Raw genomic sequence first — 26,207 nt, 5'->3', positions numbered from 1 at the left:
AATGGAAAAGACCAAGCAGTCTGCGCCGTCCGCGGTGCCGCGCCATGTCGCGATCATCATGGATGGCAACAATCGCTGGGCGAAAAAGCGCTTTATGCCGGGTGTCGCCGGGCATAAAGCTGGCGTGGACGCTGTGCGGGCAGTGATCGAGGTGTGCGCCGAGGCCAAGGTCGAAGTGCTCACCTTGTTCGCCTTTTCCAGTGAAAACTGGCAACGGCCGGCTGACGAAGTCAGTGCCTTGATGGATCTGTTCTTCAAGGCCCTGCGTCGTGAGGCCAAGCGCCTCAATGACAACAACATCAGCTTGCGCATCATCGGCGATCGCTCGCGCTTCCACCCTGAACTTCAGGCGGCGATGCGCGAGGCCGAGGCCATGACGGCCGGTGCCAGCCGCTTCATCCTGCAGATCGCCGCCAACTACGGCGGTCAGTGGGATATTGCGCAAGCAGCACAGCGCTTGGCGCGTGAGGTTCAGGCCGGGCATTTGCGTCCGGAAGACATCACCCCGGACTTGCTGCAAACATGTCTGGCGACCGGTGACCTGCCGTTGCCGGACCTGTGCATCCGCACCGGCGGCGAGCACCGCATCAGCAATTTCTTGCTGTGGCAACTGGCATACGCCGAGTTGTACTTCTCCGACCTGTTCTGGCCGGACTTCAAACACGAAGCCATGCGCACTGCGCTGGCCGATTTCGCTTCGCGTCAGCGTCGTTTCGGTAAAACGAGCGAGCAGGTCGAAGCTGGAGCCCGGGTTTAATGCTTAAACAACGAATCATCACTGCGCTGATCCTGCTACCGATCGCCCTGTGCGGGTTTTTCCTGCTCGAGGGTTCCGGTTTTGCGCTGTTCATCGGTCTGGTCGTCAGCCTGGGCGCCTGGGAATGGGCGCGTCTGGCGGGCTTCACTGCGCAGTCGTTCCGTGTCGGCTATGCCGCTGTCGTCGCGCTGATGCTGTTCGTCATGTATGTCCTGCCGGGCCTCGCCCCTTGGGTGTTGGGCGCTTCGGTGTTGTGGTGGGCGGTGGCGACCTATCTGGTGCTGACGTATCCGCGCTCCAGCGAACACTGGTCGACAGCGGCCACCAAGCTGGTGATCGGCTTGCTGATCCTGCTGCCGGCCTGGCAAGGGCTGGTGCAGATCAAACAATACCCGCTGGGCAACTGGCTGATCATGGCGGTGATGGTGCTGGTCTGGGGTGCTGACATCGGTGCCTATTTCTCCGGTCGTGCCTTTGGCAAGCGCAAGCTGGCGCCGCAAGTCAGTCCGGGCAAAAGCTGGGAAGGTGTTTACGGTGGCCTGGCGCTGAGTCTGGTGATTACCGCCATCGTCGGTCTGGTTCGTGACTGGACCGTGGGCGAGTTGCTCAAGGGCTTGATCGGTGCTGCGTTGATCGTCTTCATTTCGGTGGTGGGCGACCTTACCGAAAGCATGTTCAAGCGCCAGTCCGGTATCAAGGACAGCAGTAACCTGCTGCCCGGTCATGGCGGTGTGCTTGATCGCATCGACAGCCTGACCGCTGCGATCCCGATTTTCGCTGTATTGCTGTGGATGGCTGCACCGTGAGCCGTCCTCAACAGATTACCGTTCTGGGGGCTACCGGCTCGATCGGTCTGAGCACCCTGGACGTCATCGCTCGTCATCCTGAGCGCTATCAGGTTTTCGCGCTGAGCGGCTTCACCCGCCTGAGCGAGTTGCTGGCCTTGTGCATTCGCCATGTGCCGCAGTTCGCTGTGGTGCCTGAAGTGGCTGCGGCTCGCGGTCTGCAGGACGATTTGCGCGCTGCAGGCCTGCCCACTCGTGTGCTGGTCGGGGAGGAGGGCCTGTGTCAGGTCGCTTCCGCGCCTGAAGTCGATGCCGTGATGGCTGCCATCGTCGGTGCCGCGGGCCTGCGTCCGACATTGGCAGCGGTGGAGGCTGGCAAGAAAATCCTCCTGGCCAATAAAGAAGCGCTGGTGATGTCCGGCGCGCTGTTCATGCAAGCCGTGCACAAGAGCGGCTCGGTATTGCTGCCGATCGACAGCGAGCACAACGCGATCTTCCAGTGCATGCCGCAGGATTTTGCCCGTGGGCTGAGTGCCGTCGGAGTACGGCGGATTTTACTCACGGCGTCGGGTGGTCCTTTCCGGCAGACGCCAATGAGTGAATTGGCGCATGTTTCGCCGGATCAGGCGTGTGCGCACCCGAACTGGTCCATGGGGCGCAAGATCTCGGTGGATTCGGCCAGCATGATGAACAAAGGCCTGGAGTTGATCGAGGCTTGCTGGTTGTTCGACGCCAAACCTGCGCAGGTCGAGGTGGTGATCCATCCGCAGAGCGTGATTCACTCACTGGTCGACTATGTGGATGGCTCGGTGCTGGCGCAGTTGGGCAATCCCGACATGCGCACGCCGATTGCCAATGCATTGGCCTGGCCCGAGCGTATCGACTCGGGGGTGGCGCCGCTGGATCTGTTTGCCGTTGCGCGTCTGGATTTCGAGGCGCCGGACGAAGAACGCTTCCCCTGTCTGCGCCTGGCGCGACAGGCGGCCGAGGCCGGCAACAGCGCACCAGCCATGCTCAATGCGGCCAACGAAGTGGCGGTCGCGGCGTTTCTCGACGCACGCGTGGGTTATCTGGAAATCGCGAGTATCATCGAGGATGTGTTGAATCTTGAGCCTGTGGTTGCGCTGGAAGATCTGGATGCGGTGTTTACCGCAGACGCGAAAGCGCGGATTCTGGCCGAACAATGGCTGAGTCGTCACGGCCGATAGCCGTTGCAGGACCCTGGCGTCACGCGACACTGAACAGGATTGCGGAGAAAGTAGATGAGCGCGCTCTATATGATTGCCGGCACCCTGATCGCTTTGGGTGTGCTGGTCACCTTTCACGAATTCGGCCACTTCTGGGTCGCGCGTCGCTGTGGCGTCAAGGTTCTGCGTTTTTCCGTGGGCTTCGGCATGCCCCTGTTGCGCTGGCACGACAAGCAGGGCACTGAGTTTGTCGTTGCTGCGATTCCGCTGGGCGGCTACGTCAAGATGCTCGATGAGCGTGAAGGCGAAGTGCCGGCCGATCAGCTTCATCAGTCCTTCAATCGCAAATCGGTTCGCCAGCGTATCGCCATTGTCGCGGCGGGGCCGATTGCCAACTTCCTGCTGGCCCTGGTGTTCTTCTGGGTGCTGGCCATGCTCGGCAGCGAGCAGATCCGCCCGGTCATTGGTGCAGTCGAGTCCGGCAGTCTCGCGGCCAAGGCCGGCTTGAGCGCTGGTCAGGAAATCGTCGCCATCGATGGCGAGCCGACCTCCGGTTGGGCGGCGGTCAATCTGCAGTTGGTTCGTCGACTTGGGGAAAGCGGTTCCCTGCAATTGCTCGTGCGCGAGCAGGGCTCTAGCGTGGACACGCCGCGTGAGCTGGCTTTGGATCATTGGCTCAAAGGGGCCGACGAGCCCGATCCGATTCGCTCGCTGGGTATTCGCCCGTGGCGTCCGGCGTTGCCGCCGGTGCTGGCTGAACTCGATCCAAAAGGTCCGGCGCAAGCCGCCGGTCTGAAAACCGGTGACCGCCTGCTTTCGCTCGACGGCCAGGCGCTGGGTGACTGGCAGCAAGTGGTGGATACCGTTCGTACGCGTCCTGATACCAAAATCATGCTGCGTATCGAGCGCGACGGTGCTCAAATCGACATCCCGGTGACCCTGGCGGCACGCGGCGAAAGCAAGTCGCCGAGCGGTTATCTCGGTGCAGGTGTAAAAGCCGTAGACTGGCCGCCGGAAATGATCCGCGAGGTCAGTTATGGTCCGTTGGCCGCGATTGGCGAGGGCGCCCGTCGTACCTGGACCATGAGCGTTCTGACGCTGGACTCACTGAAGAAAATGCTGTTCGGCGAGCTCTCGGTAAAAAACTTGAGTGGACCGATAACCATTGCTAAAGTGGCGGGCGCTTCTGCCCAGTCGGGCGTCGCTGATTTCCTGAATTTCCTTGCTTATCTGAGTATTAGCCTGGGAGTTCTGAATTTGCTGCCCATTCCTGTACTGGATGGGGGGCATTTGTTGTTTTATCTGATTGAGTGGGCGCGTGGTCGTCCCTTGTCGGATCGGGTGCAAGGTTGGGGGGTGCAGATCGGTATCAGTTTGGTGGTCGGAGTGATGTTGCTTGCTCTGGTCAATGATCTGGGTCGACTGTAAAGCTTCGCTGAATTGCGAATCTGCCGCATTTTGCGGCAGTTTGTTTATTGCCAGTTGGAATAAGAAAGGACTTCATGAAACGTCTGCTGCTAACTGCGGTTCTCACCGTATTGATGATCGCCGAAGTTCACGCCGAGTCCTTCACTATCTCTGATATTCGCGTCAATGGCCTCCAGCGGGTCTCCGCGGGTAGCGTCTTTGGTGCCTTGCCGTTGAACGTCGGCGAGCAGGCGGATGATCGTCGCCTGGTGGAATCCACTCGTGCGTTGTTCAAAACCGGTTTCTTTCAAGATATCCAGCTGGGCCGCGAAGGCAACGTTCTGGTGATTACGGTCGTCGAACGTCCGTCCGTCGCCAGTATCGAGATCGAAGGCAACAAGGCGATCTCCACCGAAGACCTGATGAAGGGCCTCAAGCAGTCCGGTCTGTCCGAAGGTGAAATCTTCCAGCGCGCCACCCTCGAAGGTGTTCGTAACGAGCTGCAACGCCAGTACGTTGCCCAGGGCCGTTACTCGGCTACGGTCGATACCGAAGTGGTTTCGCAGCCGCGTAACCGCGTTGCGCTGAAAGTGAAGATCAACGAAGGCACCGTGGCTGCAATCCAGCACATCAACGTGGTGGGTAACACGGTCTTCCCTGATGACGATCTGATCGACCTGTTCGAGCTGAAAACCACCAACTGGCTGTCGTTCTTCAAGAACGATGACAAGTACGCCCGCGAAAAACTCTCCGGTGACCTGGAGCGTCTGCGTTCCTACTACCTGGACCGTGGCTACATCAACATGGACATCGCTTCGACCCAGGTGTCCATCACCCCGGACAAGAAGCACGTCTACATCACCGTCAACATCACCGAAGGCGAGAAGTACACCGTACGTGACGTCAAGCTCAGCGGTGACCTGAAAGTCCCTGAGGACCAGGTCAAGTCCCTGTTGCTGGTGCAGAAAGGCCAGGTGTTCTCGCGCAAGCTGATGACCACCACGTCCGAACTGATCACCCGTCGCCTGGGTAACGAGGGTTACACCTTCGCCAACGTCAACGGTGTGCCTCAGCCGCATGATGACGATCACACCGTGGACATCCTGTTCGCTGTCGATCCGGGCAAGCGCGCCTACGTCAACCGTATCAACTTCCGTGGCAACACCAAGTCCGAAGACGAAGTGCTGCGTCGTGAAATGCGTCAGATGGAAGGTGGCTGGGCTTCGACCTACCTGATCGACCAGTCCAAGACCCGTCTTGAGCGTCTGGGCTTCTTCAAGGAAGTGAACGTTGAAACGCCGGCTGTTCCGGGCGTCGACGACCAGGTTGACGTGAACTACGCCGTTGAAGAACAGGCTTCCGGTTCGATCACCGCCAGTGTCGGTTTCGCCCAGAGTGCCGGTCTGATCCTCGGTGGTTCGATCACCCAGAACAACTTCCTCGGTACCGGTAACCGTGTCAGCGTCGGCCTGACCCGCAGCGAATACCAGAGCCGCTACAACTTCGGCTACGTTGACCCGTACTGGACCGCCGATGGCGTGAGTCTGGGTTACAACGCGTTCTATCGCACCACCGATTACAAAGACCTCGACGTCGACGTAGCAAGCTATGCGGTAGACAGCCTGGGTGCCGGCGTGAACGTTGGCTACCCGATCAGCGAGACTTCGCGTCTGACCTTCGGTCTGTCCGCTCAACAGGACAAGATCAAGACCGGCCAGTACACCGTTGACGAGATTTTCGACTTCGTTAACAAGGAAGGCGACAACTACCTGAACTTCAAGGCTTCGGCCGGCTGGTCCGAATCGACCCTGAACAAGGGCGTATTGCCGACCCGTGGCCGTTCCCAGAGCCTGACGCTGGAAACCACGATTCCAGGCAGCGACCTGTCGTTCTACAAACTCGACTACCGTGGTCAGTTGTTCCAGCCAATCACCGAAAACTACACCCTGCGTCTGCACACCGAGCTGGGTTATGGCGACGGTTATGGTTCGACCGATGGCTTGCCGTTCTATGAAAACTACTATGCTGGTGGTTTCAACTCGGTTCGCGGCTTCAAGGACAGTACTCTGGGTCCTCGCAGTACCCCAAGTCGCGGTTTCGACAAGACTGGTAACGTAGGCACCATCGCCGACCCGGACCAGGATCCGCTGCCGTTCGGTGGCAACGTATTGATCCAGGGTGGTGTTGAAGTCCTGTTCCCGCTGCCGTTCGTGAAAGATCAGCGCTCCCTGCGTACCTCGGTATTCTGGGACGTCGGTAACGTGTTCGATTCGACCTGCAAGTCGACCAGCAACGCTGACGGTACAAAGGCCAACACTCAATGCAACGACATCAGCCTGAGCAACATGGCCAGTTCCGTCGGTGTTGGCGTGACCTGGGTAACCGCACTGGGACCTTTGAGCTTCGCGTTGGCCACACCGATCAAGAAACCGGATAACGCTGAAACTCAAGTGTTCCAATTCTCCCTCGGCCAGACGTTCTAAGCGTCTGACCCAAGATAACGACAATGGATTTTGTAGGAGTGCATCGTGCGTAAGTTGACTCAATTGGTTCTCCTGGCCTCCGTACTGGTGGCAGGCCCGGCGTTCGCCGACATGAAAATCGCTGTTCTGAACTATCAGATGGCGCTGCTGGAGTCCGACGCGGCCAAGAAGTACGCCGTGGATGCCGAGAAGAAGTTCGGCCCGCAACTGACCAAGCTCAAGACGCTGGAAAGCAGCGCCAAAGGCATTCAGGATCGTCTGATGGCCGGTGGCGACAAAATGCAGCAGGGTGAGCGCGAGCGTCTGGAGCTTGAATTCAAGCAAAAGGCTCGTGACTTCCAGTTCCAGTCCAAGGAGCTCAACGAAGCCAAGGCTGTTGCCGACCGCGAAATGCTCAAGCAACTGAAGCCGAAACTGGATAGCGCAGTGGAAGAAGTCATCAAGAAAGGTGGTTTTGACCTGGTGTTCGAGCGTGGCGCAGTGATCGATGTCAAACCTCAGTACGACATCACGCGCCAGGTTATCGAGCGCATGAATCAGCTGAAGTAACCCATGACCGTGACTATCAAGCTCGGCCAGTTGGCCGAGTTCCTCGGCGCCACCCTGCGTGGCGACCCCGAGACGCAAATTACTGGGCTAGCCACCTTGCAGGAGGCTGGCCCAGCTCAGTTGAGCTTTCTGGCAAATCCTCAATATCGCAAATACCTGGCGAGTTCCCAGGCGGCTGCGCTGTTGCTCAAAGAGGCCGATGCCGACGGTTTTGCCGGCAATGCGCTGGTGGTGCCGGACCCTTACCTGGCTTACGCACGCATCTCGCACCTGTTCGATCCCAAGCCAAAAGCTACTGCGGGTGTTCATCACACAGCAGTGATTGCGCCGGATGCGGTGGTTGATCCAAGCGCCAGCATCGGCCCGTTCGTGGTGATTGAGGCCGGCGCGCGTATCGGTGCGCAGGTTACCTTGGGCGCACATTGCGTCATCGGTGCCCGCAGTGAAATCGGTGAGGGCGGCTGGCTCGCTCCGCGGGTGACGCTGTACCACGACGTGCGTATCGGCAAGCGTGTGGTGATCCAGTCCGGTGCCGTGCTCGGCGGCGAAGGCTTCGGCTTTGCCAACGAAAAAGGTATCTGGCAGAAAATCGCCCAGATTGGTGGCGTCACCATCGGCGACGATGTGGAGATTGGCGTGAATACCGCCATTGACCGTGGCGCCTTGGCCGATACCGTGATCGGCAATGGCGTGAAGCTCGACAACCAGATTCAGATCGCGCACAACGTTCAGGTCGGTGATCACACCGCGATGGCTGCGTGTGTCGGGATCTCCGGCAGCACCAAAATCGGCAAGCACTGCATGCTCGCTGGCGGTGTCGGTCTGGTGGGCCACATTGATATTTGCGACAACGTTTTCCTCACCGGGATGACCATGGTGACCCACTCGATTACCGAGCCGGGTGCCTATTCTTCCGGCACAGCCATGCAACCGGCGGCCGAATGGCGCAAAAGCGCGGCCCGCATCCGTCAGCTCGATGACCTCGCGCGACGTTTGAAACAGCTGGAAAAGCGCGTTGGGGAAGTGACCCCCAGCGGCAATGCTTCATCTGATGGCTGATACCATTTCCATATCAAGTGTGCACAGCCTCTAGACTGCCTCCTTGATTTGCTAGAGGAGTGCGCGTCAGTCGCGCTCCCAATCTTTACATAGGCTTCCCCCCGAAATGATGGACATCAACGAGATTCGCGAATACCTGCCTCACCGTTACCCGTTCCTGCTGGTGGACCGGGTGGTGGAACTGGACACTGAAGGCAAGCGCATTCGCGCCTACAAGAATGTCAGCATCAACGAGCCGTTCTTCAATGGCCACTTTCCGGCACATCCAATCATGCCGGGCGTGCTGATCATCGAAGCGATGGCTCAGGCTGCCGGGATCCTCGGTTTCAAAATGCTCGATGTGAAGCCTGCCGACGGCACGCTTTATTACTTCGTCGGTTCCGACAAGCTGCGTTTCCGCCAGCCTGTATTGCCCGGTGACCAGCTGATTCTTGAAGCCAGGTTCATCAGTTGCAAGCGTCAGATCTGGAAGTTCGAGTGCCAGGCTTCGGTCGATGGCAAGCCGGTCTGCTCGGCAGAAATCATCTGCGCGGAACGCAAGCTATGAGTTTGATTGACCCTCGCGCAATCATCGATCCGTCGGCCGTTCTGGCTGACGGCGTCGAGGTCGGCCCGTGGTCGATCATCGGCGCAGGTGTGGAAATCGGCGAGGGTACCGTGATCGGACCGCATGTGGTCCTCAAAGGCCCGACCCGGATCGGCAAGCACAATCGCATCTACCAGTTTTCCTCGGTAGGCGAAGACACGCCCGATCTGAAATACAAAGGTGAAGAAACCCGTCTGGTGATTGGTGACCACAATGTCATCCGCGAAGGCGTGACCATTCACCGTGGCACTGTCCAGGATCGCTCCGAAACTACGCTGGGCGACCACAACCTGATCATGGCCTATGCCCACATCGGTCACGACAGTGTGATCGGCAACAACTGCATTCTGGTCAACAACACGGCGTTGGCCGGACATGTACATGTCGACGACTGGGCGATCCTTTCCGGGTTCACCCTGGTTCATCAGTATTGCCACATCGGCGCCCACAGCTTTTCCGGCATGGGCACCGCCATCGGCAAGGACGTTCCGGCGTTCGTGACCGTATTCGGCAACCCGGCTGAAGCGCGCAGCATGAACTTCGAAGGCATGCGCCGCCGCGGTTTCAGTGAAGACGCCATTCACGCCCTGCGTCGCGCTTACAAAACCGTGTACCGCCAAGGGCTGACCGTGGAACAGGCGCTTTCCGAGCTGGCCGAACCGGCTGCACAGTTCCCGGAAGTCGCGCTGTTTCGTGACTCGATTCAGTCGTCGACTCGCGGCATCACCCGCTGATCATGGCCAATTTGCGTATTGCACTGGTGGCGGGCGAAGCTTCCGGCGATATTTTGGGCGCCGGTCTGATGCGCGCCCTCAAGGCGCGTCACCCGGCAGTCGAGTTCATCGGTGTCGGCGGTCCGTTGATGCAGGCCGAAGGACTGACCTCCTACTTCCCCATGGAGCGTTTGTCGGTCATGGGGCTGGTGGAAGTGCTCGGGCGGCTGCGCGAGTTGCTCAAGCGCCGCAAGGACCTGATCGCCACGTTGATTGCCGAGAAACCGGATGTGTTCATCGGCATCGACGCCCCGGATTTCAATCTCAATATCGAACTCAAGCTGCGGCAGGCCGGTATCAAGACCGTGCACTACGTCAGCCCGTCGGTGTGGGCGTGGCGACAGAAGCGCGTGCTGAAGATTCGCGAAGGCTGCGACCTGATGCTGACGCTGTTGCCGTTCGAAGCAAAATTCTACGAAGAGAAAGGCGTGCCGGTACGGTTCGTCGGTCACACGCTGGCCGATACCATTCCGCTGCAGGCTGATCGCGCCGCTGCGCGTGCCGAACTGGGCTTGCCCGACGGTCCGCTGGTTGCATTGATGCCCGGCAGTCGCGGCGGCGAAGTTGGCCGACTGGGCGCATTGTTCCTTGATACGGCCGAACGTCTGCAGGCCATGCGTCCGGGGCTGCGGTTTGTCATACCGTGCGCCAATGCCGAGCGTCGTGCTCAGCTCGAGGAACTGCTCGCCGGTCGTGACTTGCCGGTAACCCTGCTCGACGGCAAATCCCATCTGGCCCTGGCGGCGTGCAACGCGGTGTTGATTGCTTCCGGCACGGCCACGCTTGAAGCGTTGCTGTACAAGCGGCCGATGGTCGTCGCCTATCGTCTGGCGCCGCTGACGTTCTGGATTCTCAAGCGCATGGTCAAGAGTCCATACGTGTCCTTGCCGAACCTGCTGGCCCAGCGTTTGCTGGTGCCGGAATTGTTGCAGGATGATGCGACGGTCGAGGCCCTGGCGCAGACCCTGTCGCCGCTGATCGAAGGCGGTGAAGAGCAGACCCGCGGCTTCGACGAGATTCACCGCACGCTGCGGCTGGACGCTTCCAATCAGGCGGCGGACGCCGTCCTCAACCTGATCGGTCAATCACGATGAGCAAGAAAGATATGCAGATGGGCCTGGATTTCACCCTGGTCGCCGAAGTTGAAGAACTGGTGGCTGGTGTCGATGAAGTCGGTCGTGGCCCGTTGTGCGGTGCGGTAGTAACGGCGGCGGTGATTCTTGATCCGAACCGACCGATTCTCGGACTCAATGACTCGAAGAAACTTACCGAAGCCAGGCGCGAGAAGCTCTACGACGAGATTATCGAGAAGTCCCTGAGCTGGTGCATTGCCCGCGCCGAAGTCGAGGAAATCGACGAGCTGAACATTCTGCACGCGACCATGCTCGCCATGCAGCGCGCGGTGGCCGGGCTGCATGTGCAGCCGAAACTGGCGATGATCGACGGCAACCGCTGCCCGAAACTGCCGATGCGCGCCGAAGCGGTGGTGCAGGGCGACGGCAAGGTGCCGGCCATCGCTGCCGCGTCGATCCTGGCCAAGGTCAGTCGCGACCGTGAAATGGCCGCGTTCGAATTGATCTACCCGGGCTACGGTATCGGCGGCCATAAAGGCTACCCGACGCCCGTTCATCTGGAAGCGCTGGCACGGTTGGGGCCGACACCGATTCACCGGCGCTCGTTCGCCCCGGTGCGTCAGGCTTATGAGGCGCTCGAAGGCCTGACGCAGGTTTAGTCGCAAGGCTGATGTTTTGTTCGAGGCCCGGTACAATCCGGGCCTTGTTGTCTCTATGTAACTGGACAGGATCACTATGCCGGCTTCATTCGTTCATCTACGCCTGCACACTGAATACTCCCTGGTCGACGGGCTGGTGCGGATCAAGCCACTGGTCAAGGCGCTGACCGGCATGAACATGCCGGCCGTGGCGGTCACTGATCAGAACAACATGTGTTCTCTGGTCAAATTCTATAAAAACACCATGGGCGCAGGCATCAAGCCGATCTGCGGCGCCGACCTGTGGCTGTCGAACAAGGATCCGGACGCGCCGCTGAGCCGGATCAGCCTGTTGGTGATGAACGCCAAGGGCTATCGCAACCTTACCGAGTTGATCTCGCGCGGCTTCATCGACGGTCAACGCAACGGCATGATCATCATCGAGCGCGAATGGGTCGCCGAGGCCAACGAAGGCCTGATCATGCTGTCCGCCGCCAAAGAAGGCGAGATCGGCATGGCCATGATTGGTGGCAACCCGGCCGAGGCCGAAGCGCTTGCACGTGAATGGATGGCGGTGTTCCCGGATCGTTTCTACCTGGAAATCCAGCGCACCAATCGCCCTAACGATGAAGAGCAGTTGCACGGCGCTGTGGCCCTGGCTGACAAGCTTGGCGCGCCGCTGGTGGCGACCAACGATGTGCGCTTCATCAAGCAGGAGGACTTCGCTGCCCACGAAACCCGCGTGTGCATCGGTGAGGGCCGTGCCCTCGACGATCCGCGGCGCTCGAAGAATTACAGCGACCAGCAATACCTCAAAAGCGCCGAGGAAATGGCCGAGCTGTTCAGCGACATTCCCGACGCGATCGAGAACACCGTCGAGATTGCCAAGCGCTGCAACATTGAAGTGAAGCTGGGCACGCACTTCCTGCCCAACTTCCCGATTCCCGATGGCATGACCATCGACGAATACTTTCGCAAAGTGTCTTTCGAAGGTCTCGAAGAACGACTTTCGGTGCTGCTGCCCAAGGACACCACCGAAGACTACGAAGCCAAGCGTCAGGTCTACGTCGACCGGCTGAATTTCGAGCTGGATATCATCATCCAGATGGGCTTCCCCGGTTACTTCCTGATCGTGATGGACTTTATCCAGTGGGCCAAGAACAACGGCGTGCCGGTGGGGCCTGGCCGGGGGTCGGGTGCCGGCTCGCTGGTGGCTTATGTGCAGAAGATCACCGACCTCGATCCGCTGGAATACGACCTGCTGTTCGAACGTTTCCTTAACCCGGAACGGGTATCGATGCCCGACTTCGACGTTGACTTCTGCATGGACGGTCGTGACCGGGTGATCGACTATGTGGCCGAGAAATACGGGCGCAACGCGGTAAGCCAGATCATCACTTTCGGTTCCATGGCCGCCAAGGCTGTAGTGCGTGACGTGGCGCGGGTGCAGGGCAAGTCTTATGGCCTGGCGGATCGTCTGTCGAAGATGATTCCGTTCGAAGTCGGCATGACCCTGGAAAAAGCCTACGAGCAGGAAGAAATCCTGCGTGACTTCATCAAGGTCGATGAGGAAGCGGCAGAAATCTGGGAGATGGCGCGCAAGCTCGAGGGCGTGGTGCGTAACGTCGGCAAGCACGCTGGTGGCGTGGTTATCGCGCCGACCAAGCTGACTGACTTCTCGCCGATCTATTGCGACGAGGCCGGTGACGGCCTGGTAACCCAGTTCGACAAGGACGACGTGGAGGCCGCCGGTCTGGTGAAGTTCGACTTCCTCGGCCTGCGGACCCTGACGATCATCGACTGGGCGCTGAAGACGATCAACCGCGACCGCGCCAAGGTCGGCGAAGCGCCGCTGGACATCGCGTTTATCCCGCTCGACGACAAGCCGACGTACAGCCTGCTACAGAAAGCCGAGACCACCGCGGTGTTCCAGCTTGAGTCGCGCGGCATGAAGGAGCTGATCAAAAAGCTCAAGCCCGACTGCCTGGAAGACTTGATCGCACTGGTGGCGCTGTTCCGTCCGGGCCCGTTGCAGTCCGGCATGGTGGATGACTTCATCAACCGTAAGCACGGTCGCGCCGAACTGGCGTACCCGCACTCCGACTACCAGTACGAAGGCCTCAAGCCGGTACTGGCGCCAACGTACGGCATCATCCTGTATCAGGAACAGGTGATGCAGATTGCCCAGGTCATGGCCGGTTACACCCTCGGCGGTGCGGACATGCTGCGTCGAGCCATGGGTAAAAAGAAACCCGAGGAAATGGCCAAGCAGCGCGGCGGTTTCATTGAAGGTTGCGCGACCAACAATATCGACGCCGACCTCGCGGGCAACATTTTCGACCTGGTAGAGAAATTCGCGGGTTACGGCTTCAACAAATCCCACTCCGCCGCCTACGGCCTGGTGTCGTACCAGACCGCCTGGCTGAAGGCTCACTACCCGGCGCCGTTCATGGCGGCGGTGCTCTCGGCGGATATGCACAACACCGACAAGGTCGTGACCTTGATCGAGGAAGTGCGCACGATGAAGCTGCGCCTCGACGCGCCGGACGTGAACACCTCGGAGTTCAAGTTCACGGTGAACGACGACGGCCGCATCGTGTACGGCCTCGGCGCGATCAAGGGCGTCGGCGAAGGCCCGGTGGAAGCAATCACCGAGGCGCGTCAGGCCGGTCCGTTCAAGGATCTATTCGACTTCTGCGCCCGGGTTGACCTCAAGCGCATCAACAAGCGTACGCTGGACGGTCTGATCCGCAGCGGCGCGCTGGATCGCCTCGGCCCGTACTTCCACGATGAGCAGAAGGCTTATCAGGCCAACATCGACCGCAACCGCGCCGTGCTGCTGGCGGCGATGGAAGAGGCGATCAAGGCCGCGGAACAGACTGCCCGCACCCATGACAGCGGTCATGCCGACCTGTTCGGCGGGCTGTTCGTCGAGGAAGATGCCGACGTCTACGCGACGCATCGCAAGGCCAAGGAGCTGACGCTCAAGGAACGTCTCAAGGGTGAAAAAGACACCCTGGGCCTGTACCTGACCGGTCACCCGATCGACGAATACGAAGGCGAGATTCGCCGTTTCGCCCGTCAGCGCATCATCGACCTGAAACCGGCTCGCGATACCCAGACGGTTGCCGGGATGATCATTGCCCTGCGGGTGATGAAGAACAAAAAGGGCGACAAGATGGGTTTCATCACCCTCGACGACCGCTCGGGGCGCATCGAAGCGTCGCTGTTTGCCGATGCGTTCCACTCTGCGCAATCGCTGTTGCAGACCGACGCGATGGTGGTGGTCGAAGGCGAGGTCAGCAACGACGACTTCTCCGGCGGCCTGCGGCTGCGGGTCAAACGGGTGATGAGCATGGAAGATGCGCGCACCAACCTTGCCGAAAGTCTGCGCCTGAAACTGCAGACTCAGGACTTGAAAGGCGATCAGCTACGCTGGTTGGGTGAGCTGCTCAAGCGTCATCGCGGGGCGTGCCCGATCACCATGGAGTACACCAGCCCCGATGCGAAGACCTTGCTGCAGTTCGGCGAGACCTGGCGAATCGATCCAGCGGATGCGTTGATTCAAGCCCTGCGTGACGAGTTCGGGCGAGACAACGTCTTCCTCCAATACCGTTGACCGGCAAGTGCCATCATTGCGCTTGCCCACAACCTGAATTTTTAATCTCGACCTCAGCGCGCCTCTCCCTTAAGGTAGGGCGCGAATAGACAACCGGCCGGCCCAAGCTCACTTGGGACACGACCCAAGACGGACGCCTATGAACCCGAATTTTCTAGATTTCGAACAGCCGATCGCCGACCTGCAAGCCAAGATCGAAGAGTTGCGCTTGGTCGGTAATGACAATTCGCTGAATATCGGCGATGAGATCTCCCGCCTGCAGGACAAGAGCCGCACGCTGACCGAAGACATCTTCGGCAAGCTGACCAGCTGGCAGATCGCTCGCCTGGCGCGTCACCCGAAACGCCCGTACACCCTCGACTACATCGAGCACATCTTCACCGAGTTCGACGAACTGCACGGCGATCGTCACTTCTCTGACGACGCGGCAATCGTTGGTGGTATCGCCCGTCTGGAAGATCAGCCGGTGATGATCATCGGTCACCAGAAGGGCCGTGAAGTCCGTGAGAAGGTGCGCCGCAACTTCGGCATGCCGCGTCCGGAAGGCTACCGCAAGGCCTGCCGTTTGATGGAGATGGCCGAGCGTTTCAAAATGCCGATCCTGACCTTCATCGACACCCCGGGTGCATACCCTGGCATCGACGCCGAAGAGCGTAACCAGAGCGAAGCAATTGCCTGGAACCTGCGCGTGATGTCGCGCCTGAAAACCCCGATCATCGCCACCGTTATCGGTGAGGGTGGTTCTGGCGGCGCACTGGCCATCGGTGTCTGCGATCAGCTGAACATGCTGCAGTACTCGACCTACGCGGTGATTTCGCCGGAAGGTTGCGCTTCGATTCTGTGGAAAACCGCCGAGAAAGCGCCAGACGCTGCTGAAGCGATGGGCATTACTGCCGAGCGCCTGAAAGGCCTGGGCATCGTCGACAAGGTGATCGGCGAGCCATTGGGCGGCGCCCACCGTGATCCGGCCGCTGCCGCTGCCTCGATCCGCGCCGAGCTGAGCTCGCAACTGGCGATGCTGCAGAAGTTCGACAACGAAGCGCTGCTCAAGCGCCGTTACGATCGACTGATGAGCTACGGTCTCTAACCGAAACACGCAATACCCAATGTGGGAGCGGGCTTGCTCGCGAAAGCGGTATAACAGTCGACAGATGTGTTGAATGTTGAAACGCCTTCGCGAGCAAGCCCGCTCCCACATTTGATTTGGGCAAAGAGTGAGATAGAGGCCAGTCTGTGAGTGATCTGTCTTCCCGGCTTCTGCTGAACCTTGCAGCCTGGCGCAATGCCAGGACTTGGCGCGTGGCTTTCTCCGGTGGCCTGGACTCTACCGTCCTGCTGCATCTGCTTGCCAATCTCGCCCAACACCATCCCCTGCCGGCGCTCAGCGCTGTTCATATCCATCACGGCCTCCAGGCTGCGGCTGATGCATGGCCGCAGCATTGTCAGTCGGTCTGCGATGTGCTGGGCGTTCCTTTGCAGGTCGTTCGGGTGACGGTGCAACCCGGTGCCAGTCTTGAGCGGGCGGCGCGGGAGGCGCGTTATGCGGCGTTCACCTCGCTGACCGAGGCGGGTGACGTGCTGCTGACCGGGCAGCACCGCGATGATCAGGCCGAAACCCTGTTGTTTCGCCTGATGCGCGGTGCCGGCGTTCGCGGGCTCTCGGCGATGCCGGCGCAGCGACCGCTGGGGCAGGGCACGCTGGTGCGGCCATTGCTCGACGTCACGCGTGCGGAGCTCGAGGTGTACGCCCGGCGGCATCAGTTGCGCTGGATCGAAGACCCGTCAAACCAGAATCGGCAGTTCTCGCGCAATTACCTGCGCCATCAGGTCATGCCGGCGCTGACCGAACGCTGGCCGCAGGCGCAGGCGAGCATGGCCCGCAGCGCAGCGCATCTGCGTGAGGCGCAAGGTTTGCTCTATGAGCTGGCGCAGATCGATCTGGCACAAGCTGCTTTGCCGAGTGAATTTCAATGGCTTGGCCTGCCGTCGCTGGCACTGGCGCCACTGACAACATTGTCCGCCGCTCGTCAGCGCAACGCGCTCAGCCATTGGCTCGCACCGTTGACCCGACTGCCGGACACTGACCACTGGTCGGGTTGGGCCACTCTTTGCGACGCGGCCAATGATGCTTCCCCCGTGTGGCGTCTGGCCGATGGCGAGCTGCATCGCAGCGCCGGCCGGATATGGTGGCTGAGTGGCGACTGGCTGCTCGCGCCAGCGGTCAGCGTTGAGTGGCCTGATCCGTCGACGCCACTCCATTTGCCGAATAACGGGCGTGTCATGTTCAGCGGGCAGACTCCCATCGGGCCGTTGCAGATTCGCTATCGGCAGGGCGGCGAAGTCATGCATCTGGCGGAGCGCGGCCACCGCGATCTCAAGCGCCTGCTCAATGAGCGCGCGGTCCCGGCCTTTGTCCGTGGCAGATTGCCGCTGCTGTTTTGCGGCGAAGAATTGCTCGCGGTGGCGAACCTGCCGGGTCTTGATGGCAATGTGCAGGACGGCTGGAAATTGCATTGGCAGGCAACAGACGAAGATCAAGGTTTGAGCTGAAAGGAGCATTCCGGTAGACTACGCTCCCTTCTTGATACAACTTCTGTGGATTCGCCTGAATTGCAGGAGTTGCCGATTACCAAGCAGTCTTTGCTGGGCGATTCCAAAAAATGTGTAGCGAGCAACGTACCGGTGTTTTATCTGCCGGTCTGTCCCAACGCGGCGGTTTTTTTGAAAGGTGCACTGTGATTAATGCAGGTGATCGGGGGCTTCGGCCTTCCTTCGCTTTCCCCGGCGGCTCGTACCGCTTTAACGCAGACTTCTAGGGTTTTTCATGACGCGCTACATATTCGTCACGGGCGGTGTTGTTTCTTCATTGGGGAAAGGCATTGCCTCGGCTTCATTGGCGGCCATCCTGGAGGCGCGGGGGCTTAAGGTCACCATGCTTAAGCTGGATCCGTACATCAACGTCGACCCGGGCACCATGAGCCCGTTCCAGCACGGTGAAGTGTTCGTCACCCACGACGGCGCCGAAACCGACCTGGACCTGGGCCACTACGAGCGGTTCATCCGCACGACCATGACCCAGAACAACAACTTCACCACTGGCCGTGTCTACGAACACGTGCTGCGCAAAGAGCGCCGTGGTGACTACCTGGGTGCAACCATCCAGGTGATTCCGCACATCACAGACGAAATCAAGCGCCGCATCATCAAGGGTGCTGGCGACGCTGACGTGGCCATGGTCGAAATCGGTGGCACCGTCGGTGACATCGAGTCGCAACCGTTCCTCGAAGCCATCCGTCAACTGCGTTTCGAAGTCGGCGCCAAGCGCGCGATGCTGATGCACCTGACGCTGGTTCCGTACATCGCCACCGCCGGCGAGACCAAGACCAAGCCGACTCAGCACTCGGTAAAAGAGCTGCGTTCGATCGGTCTGCAGCCAGACGTGCTGGTGTGCCGTTCCGATCACCCGATCGACGTCTCGTCGCGTCGCAAGATCGCGCAGTTCACCAACGTTGAAGAACGTGCGGTGATCGCGCTGGAAGACGCCGACACCATCTACAAGATCCCGGGCATCCTGCACTCGCAGGGTCTGGACGATTTTGTTGTCGAGCGTTTCGGCCTGCAGTGCGGCAGCGCCGATCTGTCCGAGTGGGAAGCTGTGGTTGACGCCAAGCTGAACCCGGAACACGAAGTGACCATCGCGATGGTCGGCAAGTACATGGAGCTGCTGGACGCTTACAAGTCGCTGATCGAAGCGATGAGTCACGCCGGCATCAGCAACCGTACCAAGGTCAACCTGCGCTACATCGATTCCGAAGACATCGAGAACCAGGGCACTGCGCTGCTTGAAGGTGTCGACGCGATCCTCGTACCGGGCGGTTTTGGTCTGCGTGGCGTTGAAGGCAAGATCACTGCCGTTCAATACGCTCGCGAAAACAAGGTTCCGTACCTGGGTATCTGCCTGGGCATGCAAGTGGCGGTCATCGAGTTCGCTCGTAACGTCATGGGCTGGAAAGACGCTAACTCCACCGAGTTCGATCGCGCCAGCGGTCACCCGGTCGTGGGTCTGATCACCGAGTGGGAAGACGCCACCGGCGCAGTTGAAGTGCGTACCGAGTCCTCCGATCTGGGCGGCACCATGCGCCTGGGCGCTCAGGAATGCCTGCTTGAAGCCGGCTCCAAGGTGCACGATTGCTACGGCAAGGACGTGATTGTCGAGCGTCACCGTCATCGCTACGAAGTGAACAACAACCTGCTGCCACAAATCATCGAAGCCGGCCTGAAGATCTCCGGTCGCTCCGCTGACGCCGCGCTGGTTGAAGTGGTCGAAGCCGCGGATCATCCATGGTTCGTCGCTTGCCAGTTCCACCCTGAGTTCACCTCGACGCCACGTGACGGTCACCCGCTGTTCAGCGGTTTCGTCAAGGCAGCGTTGGCACAACACCAGAAGAAGGCGTAATCCCCGATGGCACAGAAGATCATCCGCGTTGGCAACATCGAGATCGCCAACGACAAGCCCATGGTGCTGTTCGGTGGCATGAACGTGCTGGAAAGCCGTGACATGGCCATGCAGGTTTGCGAAGAGTACGTGAAGGTCACCGAAAAACTCGGCATCCCTTACGTGTTCAAGGCCAGTTTCGACAAGGCCAACCGATCTTCTGTGACCTCCTATCGCGGTCCTGGCCTGGAGGAGGGCATGCGCATCTTCCAGGACATCAAACAAGCCTTCGGCGTGCCGATCATCACCGACGTCCACGAGCCTGAGCAGGCCGCGGTCGTCGCTGAAGTCTGCGACATCATCCAGCTGCCGGCCTTCCTGTCGCGCCAGACCGATCTGGTCGTCGCGATGGCCAAGACCAACGCCGTGATCAACATCAAGAAAGCCCAGTTCCTCGCGCCTCAGGAAATGAAACACATCCTGAACAAGTGCGTGGAAGCGGGTAACGATCAATTGATCCTCTGCGAGCGTGGTTCGAGCTTCGGCTACAACAACCTTGTGGTGGACATGCTCGGCTTCGGCATCATGAAGCAGTTCGAGTACCCGGTATTCTTCGACGTGACCCACTCGCTGCAAATGCCTGGCGGTCGTTCCGACTCCGCCGGCGGCCGTCGCGCCCAAGTCACCGATCTGGCCAAGGCGGGCATGAGCCAGTCGCTGGCAGGTCTGTTCCTCGAAGCGCACCCGGACCCGGACAACGCCAAATGCGACGGCCCTTGCGCCTTGCGTCTGGACAAACTGGAGCCATTCCTGGCCCAGCTCAAAGCTTTGGACGAACTGGTGAAGAGTTTTCCGACGGTAGAAACCGCGTAAACCTCATTTCTCCGGTAAAGTACCGCACGATTTGTCGCACATGCCCTCGGGCATGTGCGTTGTCGTCTGCAAGCTGCCCGCTGTACACCACTTGCCGACGGTAAAAAGATTTCCTCTAGCTGCGTCGTTTTCGTCAACTTTGGAGTGTTTACAACAATGGCAAAAATCGTCGACATCAAAGGTCGTGAAGTCCTCGACTCCCGTGGCAATCCCACCGTGGAAGCGGACGTGCTTCTCGACAACGGCATCATCGGCAGCGCTTGCGCGCCGTCCGGTGCATCCACTGGCTCGCGTGAAGCGCTCGAGCTGCGTGATGGCGACAAGAGCCGTTACCTGGGCAAGGGCGTGCTCAAGGCGGTAGCCAACATCAACGGTCCGATCCGCGATCTGCTGCTGGGCACCGACCCAAGCGACCAGAAAGCCCTCGATCACGCGATGATCAAGCTCGACGGTACCGAAAACAAGGCAACCCTGGGTGCCAACGCTATCCTCGCCGTGTCCCTGGCTGCGGCCAAGGCTGCTGCACAGGATCAGGACCTGCCGCTGTACGCACACATCGCCAACCTGAACGGCACTCCGGGTGTGTACTCGATGCCGGTTCCGATGATGAACATCATCAACGGTGGCGAACACGCCGATAACAACGTCGACATCCAGGAATTCATGGTGCAGCCGGTTGGCGCCAAGTCTTTCTCGGAAGGTCTGCGCATGGGCACCGAGATTTTCCATCACCTCAAAGCTGTGTTGAAGGCCCGTGGCCTGAGCACCGCCGTTGGCGACGAAGGCGGTTTCGCACCGAACCTGGCGTCCAACGAAGACGCGCTGAAAGTGATCTCGGAAGCGGTGGCCAACGCCGGTTACAAGCTGGGCACTGACGTGACCCTGGCCCTGGACTGCGCGGCCAGCGAGTTCTTCGAAGACGGCAAGTACAACCTGTCCGGTGAAGGCCAGGTGTTCACCGCCGAAGGTTTCGCCGACTACCTCAAAGGCCTGACTGAACGTTATCCGATCATCTCGATCGAAGACGGTCTGGACGAGTCCGACTGGGCTGGCTGGAAGATCCTCACCGACAAGATCGGCGAGAAGACCCAACTGGTTGGCGACGACCTGTTCGTGACCAACACCAAGATCCTGAAAGAAGGCATCGATAAAAAGATCGCCAACTCGATCCTGATCAAGTTCAACCAGATCGGCACCCTGACCGAAACCCTGGAAGCCATCCAGATGGCCAAGGCTGCCGGTTACACCGCAGTGATCTCGCACCGTTCGGGCGAAACCGAAGATTCGACCATCGCCGACCTGGCTGTGGGCACTGCGGCTGGCCAGATCAAGACCGGTTCGCTGTGCCGTTCCGACCGCGTTTCCAAGTACAACCAACTGCTGCGTATCGAAGAGCAGTTGAATGGCAAAGCCAAGTACAACGGTCGCAGCGAGTTCCGCGGCTGAGTAAGTGCCCTGCCTCACCCATACTGCTTCATTTTGGCGGCGCCTGTTACCGTCATGCTGCGTTGCCGCTCCTCGCCATAGCGCGCTATGACTCGTCGCGGCGCCTTGCTTGACGGCAACAGTCACTCGCCAAAAGTGAAGCGTATTGGTGAAGCAAGGCACTGATGGTAAAAAAGACACCGGATTGTGTCGGAAAAGTCGTGACAGCGATGGATTTGCCACTAATCTGATGCCTTATATGCACAAGCCTGGATCTTCCAGGCTTCGTGCTATCAGACGTTTCAAAGTTTTGGCATGGCTGTCTTTTTTCACTGGATACCTGATATTCGATGCGCAGTCCTTACTGGTTGTTTCTCGTTTTGCTCTTGCTGCTGGCCGGTCTGCAGTACCGCCTGTGGGTGGGCAATGGCAGTCTGGCGCAGGTTGCCGAGCTGAATCAGCAGATTGCTGATCAACACGCCGAGAACGAAGCCCTGCTGGAGCGCAACCGGGTGATGGACGCGGAAGTCAGCGAACTGAAGAAAGGCATGGAGACCGTTGAAGAACGGGCTCGCCATGAGCTGGGCATGGTCAAGGACGGTGAAACCCTTTACCAGTTGGCCCAATGATCGATTCCCTGCCGGCCTTCTGGGCCGTGATTCCTGCCGCGGGCGTCGGTGCCCGAATGGCCGCGGACCGTCCCAAGCAATACCTGCAACTGGGCGGACGCACAATTCTTGAACACAGCCTTGGCTGTTTTCTTGATCATCCGAGCCTCAAGGGCCTGGTGGTCAGTCTTGCTGTTGATGATCCTTATTGGCCAAACCTGGCGTGCGCCAGCGATTCGCGGATTCAGCGCGTCGAGGGCGCCTCGGAGCGTTCCGGGTCGGTGCTCAACGCCTTGCTGCATCTGCATGCGCAAGGGGCCGACGATGAGGATTGGGTGCTGGTGCACGATGCGGCACGGCCCAACCTGAGTCGCGACGATCTCGACAAACTGCTGGCTGAGCTGGCGCATGACCCGGTGGGTGGCCTGCTGGCAGTGCCGGCACGCGACACGCTTAAACGCATCGACAAGCACGGTCGTGTGGTCGAAACCGTCGATCGCAGCGTGATCTGGCAGGCCTACACGCCACAGATGTTCCGTCTCGGCGCGCTGCATCGGGCGTTGGCGGATAGCCTGGTGGCTGATGCGCTGATCACCGATGAAGCCTCGGCGATGGAGTGGGCCGGCCTGGCGCCACGCCTGATCGAAGGTCGGGCGGACAACCTCAAGGTCACCCGGCCTGAAGACCTCGAATGGCTGCGCCAGCGTTGGGCTAACCGCCGCTGAGTGCAGTGGCGCCTGTCAGATCGCTTTCGCGAGCAGGCTCGCTCCCACCTTTGAATGACGCCGAACACAAATTTGCATCCACTGAGGATCCACTGTGGGAGCGAGCCTGCTCGCGAAGGCGATGTTTCAGCCAACCAATACTTTGCTGACACACCGATGACTGTTTAGCTCCGATATTCCGGCCGCTCGGCCAACCCTCCCTTCAAAAAATCCACCAGCTTGCGCACCTTCGGCGACAGGTGCCGCTGCTGCGGATACAGCGCCCACACCGCCGTATTCGGCGGCTGATGCGCTTCCAGCAACGAAATCAACGCGCCACTGTGCAAATGCTCGAGCACGTAATAGTCCGGCAACTGGCACAACCCGACCCCTTGCAGCGCCGCGTCCAGTACCGCTTGCCCACTGTTACAGCGCCAGTTTCCCTGTACACGCTGGGAAAATTCGCGCCCGTTCTGTTCCAGTTGCCACAGGTCCGAACTGCCGATCAGGCAATTGTGCCGGCTCAGTTCCGACAAACTGTGTGGGCGACCGTACCGTTCCAGGTAGGACGGCGATGCGCACAGGTACATGCGTCGTGGCGCCAGCCGTGTGGCGACCAGTCGCGAATCCTGCAGGCGACCCAGGCGGATCGCCAGATCCAGCCCCTCATGCACCAGATCGAGTTGGCGATTGCTCAGTTCGATATCGACGCGCAATTGCGGGTATTGCCCCATGAACCGCGTCACCAGCGGCACGATAAACCGCTCGCCGTACGCCACGGCACAGGTCATGCGCAACATGCCTTTGGGTTCGCTGGTCAGGTCGCCGACCGCGCGCAGGGCTTCTTCGCGACCGTCCTGCAGGCGTTGGCAATGCTGCAGAAAGGTCTGTCCGGCTTCGGTCAGGGTGACGCGACGGGTACTGCGATAGAGCAGGCGCGTCTGCAAGCGCTCTTCCAGCCGTACGATTTGTCGACTGATGTGCGAGGAAGAAACCCCAAGGCGTTCTGCTGCGGCGGTGAATTGGCTGCACTCGGCGACGGCGACGAACTCGTCGATACCTTCCCAGCGGTTTTCGGACATCGGGATTATCCCTGTATGGCAATAATGTTTTGCTTTTGTCCGGATTATTCATCAGAACGCGCTGTACTACACTCGCGGTCTGGTTTTTTATTCAATGGATTCACTGGAGAGTCAGCATGATCAAGTCGCGCGCCGCCGTTGCCTTCGAGGCCAAGAAGCCGCTGGAAATCGTAGAAGTCGATGTCGCCATGCCCAAGGCCGGTGAAGTGTTGCTGCGCGTAGTGGCTTCCGGGGTTTGCCACACTGACGCCTACACCCTGTCCGGCGCTGACCCGGAAGGCATCTTTGCGTCGATCCTCGGCCATGAAGGCGGCGCGATCGTCGAGGCCATTGGCGAGGGCGTGACCTCCGTCGCCGTCGGCGATCATGTGATTCCGCTGTACACCCCGGAATGCGGCCAGTGCAAATTCTGCAAGTCGGGCAAGACCAACCTGTGTCAGGCCATTCGCGCGACTCAGGGCAAAGGCTTGATGCCGGACGGCACTTCGCGCTTTTCCTACAAGGGCGAGACGATTTTCCACTACATGGGTACTTCGACGTTCTCGGAATACACCGTGTTGCCGGAAATTTCCGTGGCCAAGATCTCCAAAGATGCGCCGCTGGAAAAGGTTTGCCTGCTCGGCTGCGGCGTGACCACCGGGATCGGTGCGGTGATCAACACTGCCAAGGTCAAGCCAGGTGACACCGTGGCGATCTTCGGTCTGGGCGGCATCGGTCTGTCGGCAGTCATCGGTGCGGTGAAAGCCAAGGCTGCGCGCATCATTGCCATCGACATCAACCCGGCCAAGTTTGAAATCGCCAGACAACTGGGCGCTACCGATTGCGTCAATCCGAAGGATTTCGACCGTCCGATCCAGGAAGTAATCGTCGACATGACCGACGGCGGCGTCGACTTCTCCTTCGAATGCATCGGCAATGTGCAACTGATGCGCGCAGCCCTTGAGTGCTGTCACAAGGGTTGGGGCGAGTCGGTGATCATCGGCGTGGCCGGTGCCGGCCAGGAAATCTCGACCCGCCCGTTCCAGTTGGTGACCGGTCGCGTCTGGCGCGGTTCGGCGTTCGGCGGCGTGCGTGGTCGTACCGAGTTGCCAAGCTACGTCGACATGGCCCAGAGCGGCGAGATCCCGCTGGATACGTTCATCACCCACACCATGGGCCTGGAAGATATCAACAAGGCATTCGACCTGATGCACGAAGGCAAGAGCATCCGTACCGTCATTCATTTCTGATCATTCGTGGCGCCACGGCTACAAGCGTTGAAAGCTTTTAGCCGTGACCGCGTAGGAGTCTTTACATGAGTCTGGAAAACATCTCCTGTCAGAAAAGTTTCGGGGGTTGGCACAAGCGCTATCGCCACCGCTCCGAGGTGCTCGGTTGTGACATGGTGTTTGCCGTGTACCTGCCGCCACAAGCGGAGCAGGGCGGTCAGTTGCCGGTGCTGTACTGGTTGTCGGGGCTGACCTGCACCGACGAGAACTTCATGCAGAAGGCCGGAGCGATGCGCATGGCGGCCGAACTTGGCCTGATCATCGTCGCGCCGGACACCAGTCCGCGTGGCCCGGATGTACCGGGTGACCCGGATGGCGCCTGGGATTTCGGCCTTGGCGCGGGGTTCTACCTGAACGCCACGCAGGAACCGTGGTCGCGGCACTATCGGATGCATGATTACGTTGTGCAGGAATTACCTGCGCTGGTCGAGGCGCATTTCCCGGCGTCGGACAAACGCAGTATCAGCGGCCACTCCATGGGCGGCCACGGTGCGTTGGTCTGTGCGCTGCGCAATCCGGGACGCTACCAGTCGGTGTCGGCGTTTTCGCCGATCAACAATCCGATGGACTGCCCTTGGGGGCAGAAGGCGTTCTCCCGTTATCTGGGTGAAGACCGCTCCAAGTGGAAAGAATGGGATGCCTGCGCGCTGATTGCAGAGGCCGACGAGAAACTGCCGTTGTTGGTCGATCAGGGGGATCGCGATGATTTCCTTGAAAACCAGCTCAAACCCGAGGCTCTGCAACAAGCGGCAAAACAAGCGGGCCATGCGCTGACGTTGCGCCTGCAACCGGGCTACGACCACAGCTATTTTTTCATCTCAAGCTTCGTTGACGACCACTTGCAGCATCACGCACGCGCCCTTCGGGCCTAATGCAGGTAGAATCACGCCCTGACA

22 protein-coding genes are annotated in these 26,207 nt (G+C 59.7%); 21 read left to right on the top strand and 1 reads right to left on the bottom strand.

The window, feature by feature from the left end:
• The first annotated feature begins 1 nt into the window (after nt 1).
• From uppS to ispD, 19 genes are all read left to right on the top strand, one after another.
• A complete protein-coding gene (uppS, locus tag U862_RS0113510; RefSeq protein WP_025110887.1) occupies nt 2-757 on the top strand; it encodes a polyprenyl diphosphate synthase in 756 nt (251 codons plus the stop codon).
• Complete coding sequence (locus U862_RS0113505; RefSeq protein ID WP_025110886.1) at nt 757-1,563, top strand: phosphatidate cytidylyltransferase; 807 nt, start codon at nt 757-759, stop codon at nt 1,561-1,563. Before uppS ends, U862_RS0113505 begins: the two co-directional genes overlap by 1 nt.
• The gene (gene ispC, locus U862_RS0113500) at nt 1,560-2,750 is read left to right on the top strand and encodes a 1-deoxy-D-xylulose-5-phosphate reductoisomerase (RefSeq protein WP_025110885.1); all 1,191 of its coding nucleotides are present in this window, start codon (nt 1,560-1,562) and stop codon (nt 2,748-2,750) included. The genes U862_RS0113505 and ispC overlap by 4 nt, the downstream gene beginning before the upstream one ends.
• Before the next feature lie 54 nt (nt 2,751-2,804).
• Nucleotides 2,805-4,157: a sigma E protease regulator RseP gene (gene rseP / locus U862_RS0113495; RefSeq protein WP_025110884.1), complete on the top strand. Its 1,353-nt coding sequence runs from the start codon at nt 2,805-2,807 to the stop codon at nt 4,155-4,157.
• 74 nt (nt 4,158-4,231) lie between these two features.
• Nucleotides 4,232-6,619: an outer membrane protein assembly factor BamA gene (bamA, locus tag U862_RS0113490; protein WP_025110883.1), complete on the top strand. Its 2,388-nt coding sequence runs from the start codon at nt 4,232-4,234 to the stop codon at nt 6,617-6,619.
• Between the two features lie 45 nt (nt 6,620-6,664).
• Nucleotides 6,665-7,168 carry an OmpH family outer membrane protein gene (locus U862_RS0113485; RefSeq protein ID WP_003222140.1) on the top strand — a complete coding sequence of 168 codons (504 nt, stop codon included), beginning with the start codon at nt 6,665-6,667 and terminating at the stop codon, nt 7,166-7,168.
• A gap of 3 nt (nt 7,169-7,171) precedes the next feature.
• Nucleotides 7,172-8,227 carry a UDP-3-O-(3-hydroxymyristoyl)glucosamine N-acyltransferase gene (lpxD, locus tag U862_RS0113480; protein ID WP_025110882.1) on the top strand — a complete coding sequence of 352 codons (1,056 nt, stop codon included), beginning with the start codon at nt 7,172-7,174 and terminating at the stop codon, nt 8,225-8,227.
• A gap of 106 nt (nt 8,228-8,333) precedes the next feature.
• Complete coding sequence (fabZ, locus tag U862_RS0113475; RefSeq protein WP_025110881.1) at nt 8,334-8,774, top strand: 3-hydroxyacyl-ACP dehydratase FabZ; 441 nt, start codon at nt 8,334-8,336, stop codon at nt 8,772-8,774.
• Entirely contained in the window at nt 8,771-9,547 is a 777-nt protein-coding gene (gene lpxA / locus U862_RS0113470) for an acyl-ACP--UDP-N-acetylglucosamine O-acyltransferase (RefSeq protein ID WP_025110880.1), read from the top strand. Before fabZ ends, lpxA begins: the two co-directional genes overlap by 4 nt.
• A gap of 2 nt (nt 9,548-9,549) precedes the next feature.
• Complete coding sequence (lpxB, locus tag U862_RS0113465) at nt 9,550-10,680, top strand: lipid-A-disaccharide synthase (RefSeq protein ID WP_025110879.1); 1,131 nt, start codon at nt 9,550-9,552, stop codon at nt 10,678-10,680.
• An 11-nt stretch (nt 10,681-10,691) separates the two neighbouring features.
• Nucleotides 10,692-11,318 (top strand): ribonuclease HII, encoded by a 627-nt coding sequence (rnhB, locus tag U862_RS0113460; protein WP_025110878.1) that lies wholly within the window; start codon nt 10,692-10,694, stop codon nt 11,316-11,318.
• A 76-nt stretch (nt 11,319-11,394) separates the two neighbouring features.
• Nucleotides 11,395-14,916 (top strand): DNA polymerase III subunit alpha, encoded by a 3,522-nt coding sequence (dnaE, locus tag U862_RS0113455; RefSeq protein WP_025110877.1) that lies wholly within the window; start codon nt 11,395-11,397, stop codon nt 14,914-14,916.
• Between the two features lie 139 nt (nt 14,917-15,055).
• Entirely contained in the window at nt 15,056-16,003 is a 948-nt protein-coding gene (locus tag U862_RS0113450; RefSeq protein WP_025110876.1) for an acetyl-CoA carboxylase carboxyltransferase subunit alpha, read from the top strand.
• A gap of 146 nt (nt 16,004-16,149) precedes the next feature.
• On the top strand, nt 16,150-17,466 hold the full coding sequence (tilS, locus tag U862_RS0113445; protein WP_025110875.1) for a tRNA lysidine(34) synthetase TilS: 1,317 nt from the start codon (nt 16,150-16,152) through the stop codon (nt 17,464-17,466).
• Between the two features lie 274 nt (nt 17,467-17,740).
• On the top strand, nt 17,741-19,372 hold the full coding sequence (locus U862_RS0113435) for a CTP synthase (RefSeq protein ID WP_016985083.1): 1,632 nt from the start codon (nt 17,741-17,743) through the stop codon (nt 19,370-19,372).
• Nucleotides 19,373-19,378: 6 nt separating this feature from the next.
• Nucleotides 19,379-20,224: a 3-deoxy-8-phosphooctulonate synthase gene (kdsA, locus tag U862_RS0113430; RefSeq protein ID WP_025110874.1), complete on the top strand. Its 846-nt coding sequence runs from the start codon at nt 19,379-19,381 to the stop codon at nt 20,222-20,224.
• Between the two features lie 156 nt (nt 20,225-20,380).
• Nucleotides 20,381-21,670 (top strand): phosphopyruvate hydratase, encoded by a 1,290-nt coding sequence (gene eno / locus U862_RS0113425; RefSeq protein ID WP_025110873.1) that lies wholly within the window; start codon nt 20,381-20,383, stop codon nt 21,668-21,670.
• A 329-nt stretch (nt 21,671-21,999) separates the two neighbouring features.
• Entirely contained in the window at nt 22,000-22,278 is a 279-nt protein-coding gene (gene ftsB, locus U862_RS0113420) for a cell division protein FtsB (RefSeq protein WP_003222158.1), read from the top strand.
• On the top strand, nt 22,275-22,982 hold the full coding sequence (ispD, locus tag U862_RS0113415; RefSeq protein WP_025110872.1) for a 2-C-methyl-D-erythritol 4-phosphate cytidylyltransferase: 708 nt from the start codon (nt 22,275-22,277) through the stop codon (nt 22,980-22,982). The genes ftsB and ispD overlap by 4 nt, the downstream gene beginning before the upstream one ends.
• Nucleotides 22,983-23,146: 164 nt before the next feature.
• Here ispD and U862_RS0113410 read toward each other — a convergent pair whose 3' ends face one another.
• The gene (locus U862_RS0113410) at nt 23,147-24,043 is read right to left on the bottom strand and encodes a LysR substrate-binding domain-containing protein (RefSeq protein WP_025110871.1); all 897 of its coding nucleotides are present in this window, start codon (nt 24,041-24,043) and stop codon (nt 23,147-23,149) included.
• Between the two features lie 116 nt (nt 24,044-24,159).
• Here U862_RS0113410 and U862_RS0113405 point away from each other — a divergent pair, with 116 nt between their 5' ends.
• Complete coding sequence (locus U862_RS0113405; protein WP_025110870.1) at nt 24,160-25,272, top strand: S-(hydroxymethyl)glutathione dehydrogenase/class III alcohol dehydrogenase; 1,113 nt, start codon at nt 24,160-24,162, stop codon at nt 25,270-25,272.
• 65 nt (nt 25,273-25,337) lie between these two features.
• Complete coding sequence (gene fghA, locus U862_RS0113400; RefSeq protein ID WP_025110869.1) at nt 25,338-26,183, top strand: S-formylglutathione hydrolase; 846 nt, start codon at nt 25,338-25,340, stop codon at nt 26,181-26,183.
• The last annotated feature ends 24 nt before the right edge of the window (nt 26,184-26,207 follow it).

Source organism: Pseudomonas sp. H1h (assembly GCF_000633255.1).
In the GTDB taxonomy this organism is placed as follows: domain Bacteria; phylum Pseudomonadota; class Gammaproteobacteria; order Pseudomonadales; family Pseudomonadaceae; genus Aquipseudomonas.
This window is presented reverse-complemented; position numbering and strand designations above follow the sequence as displayed.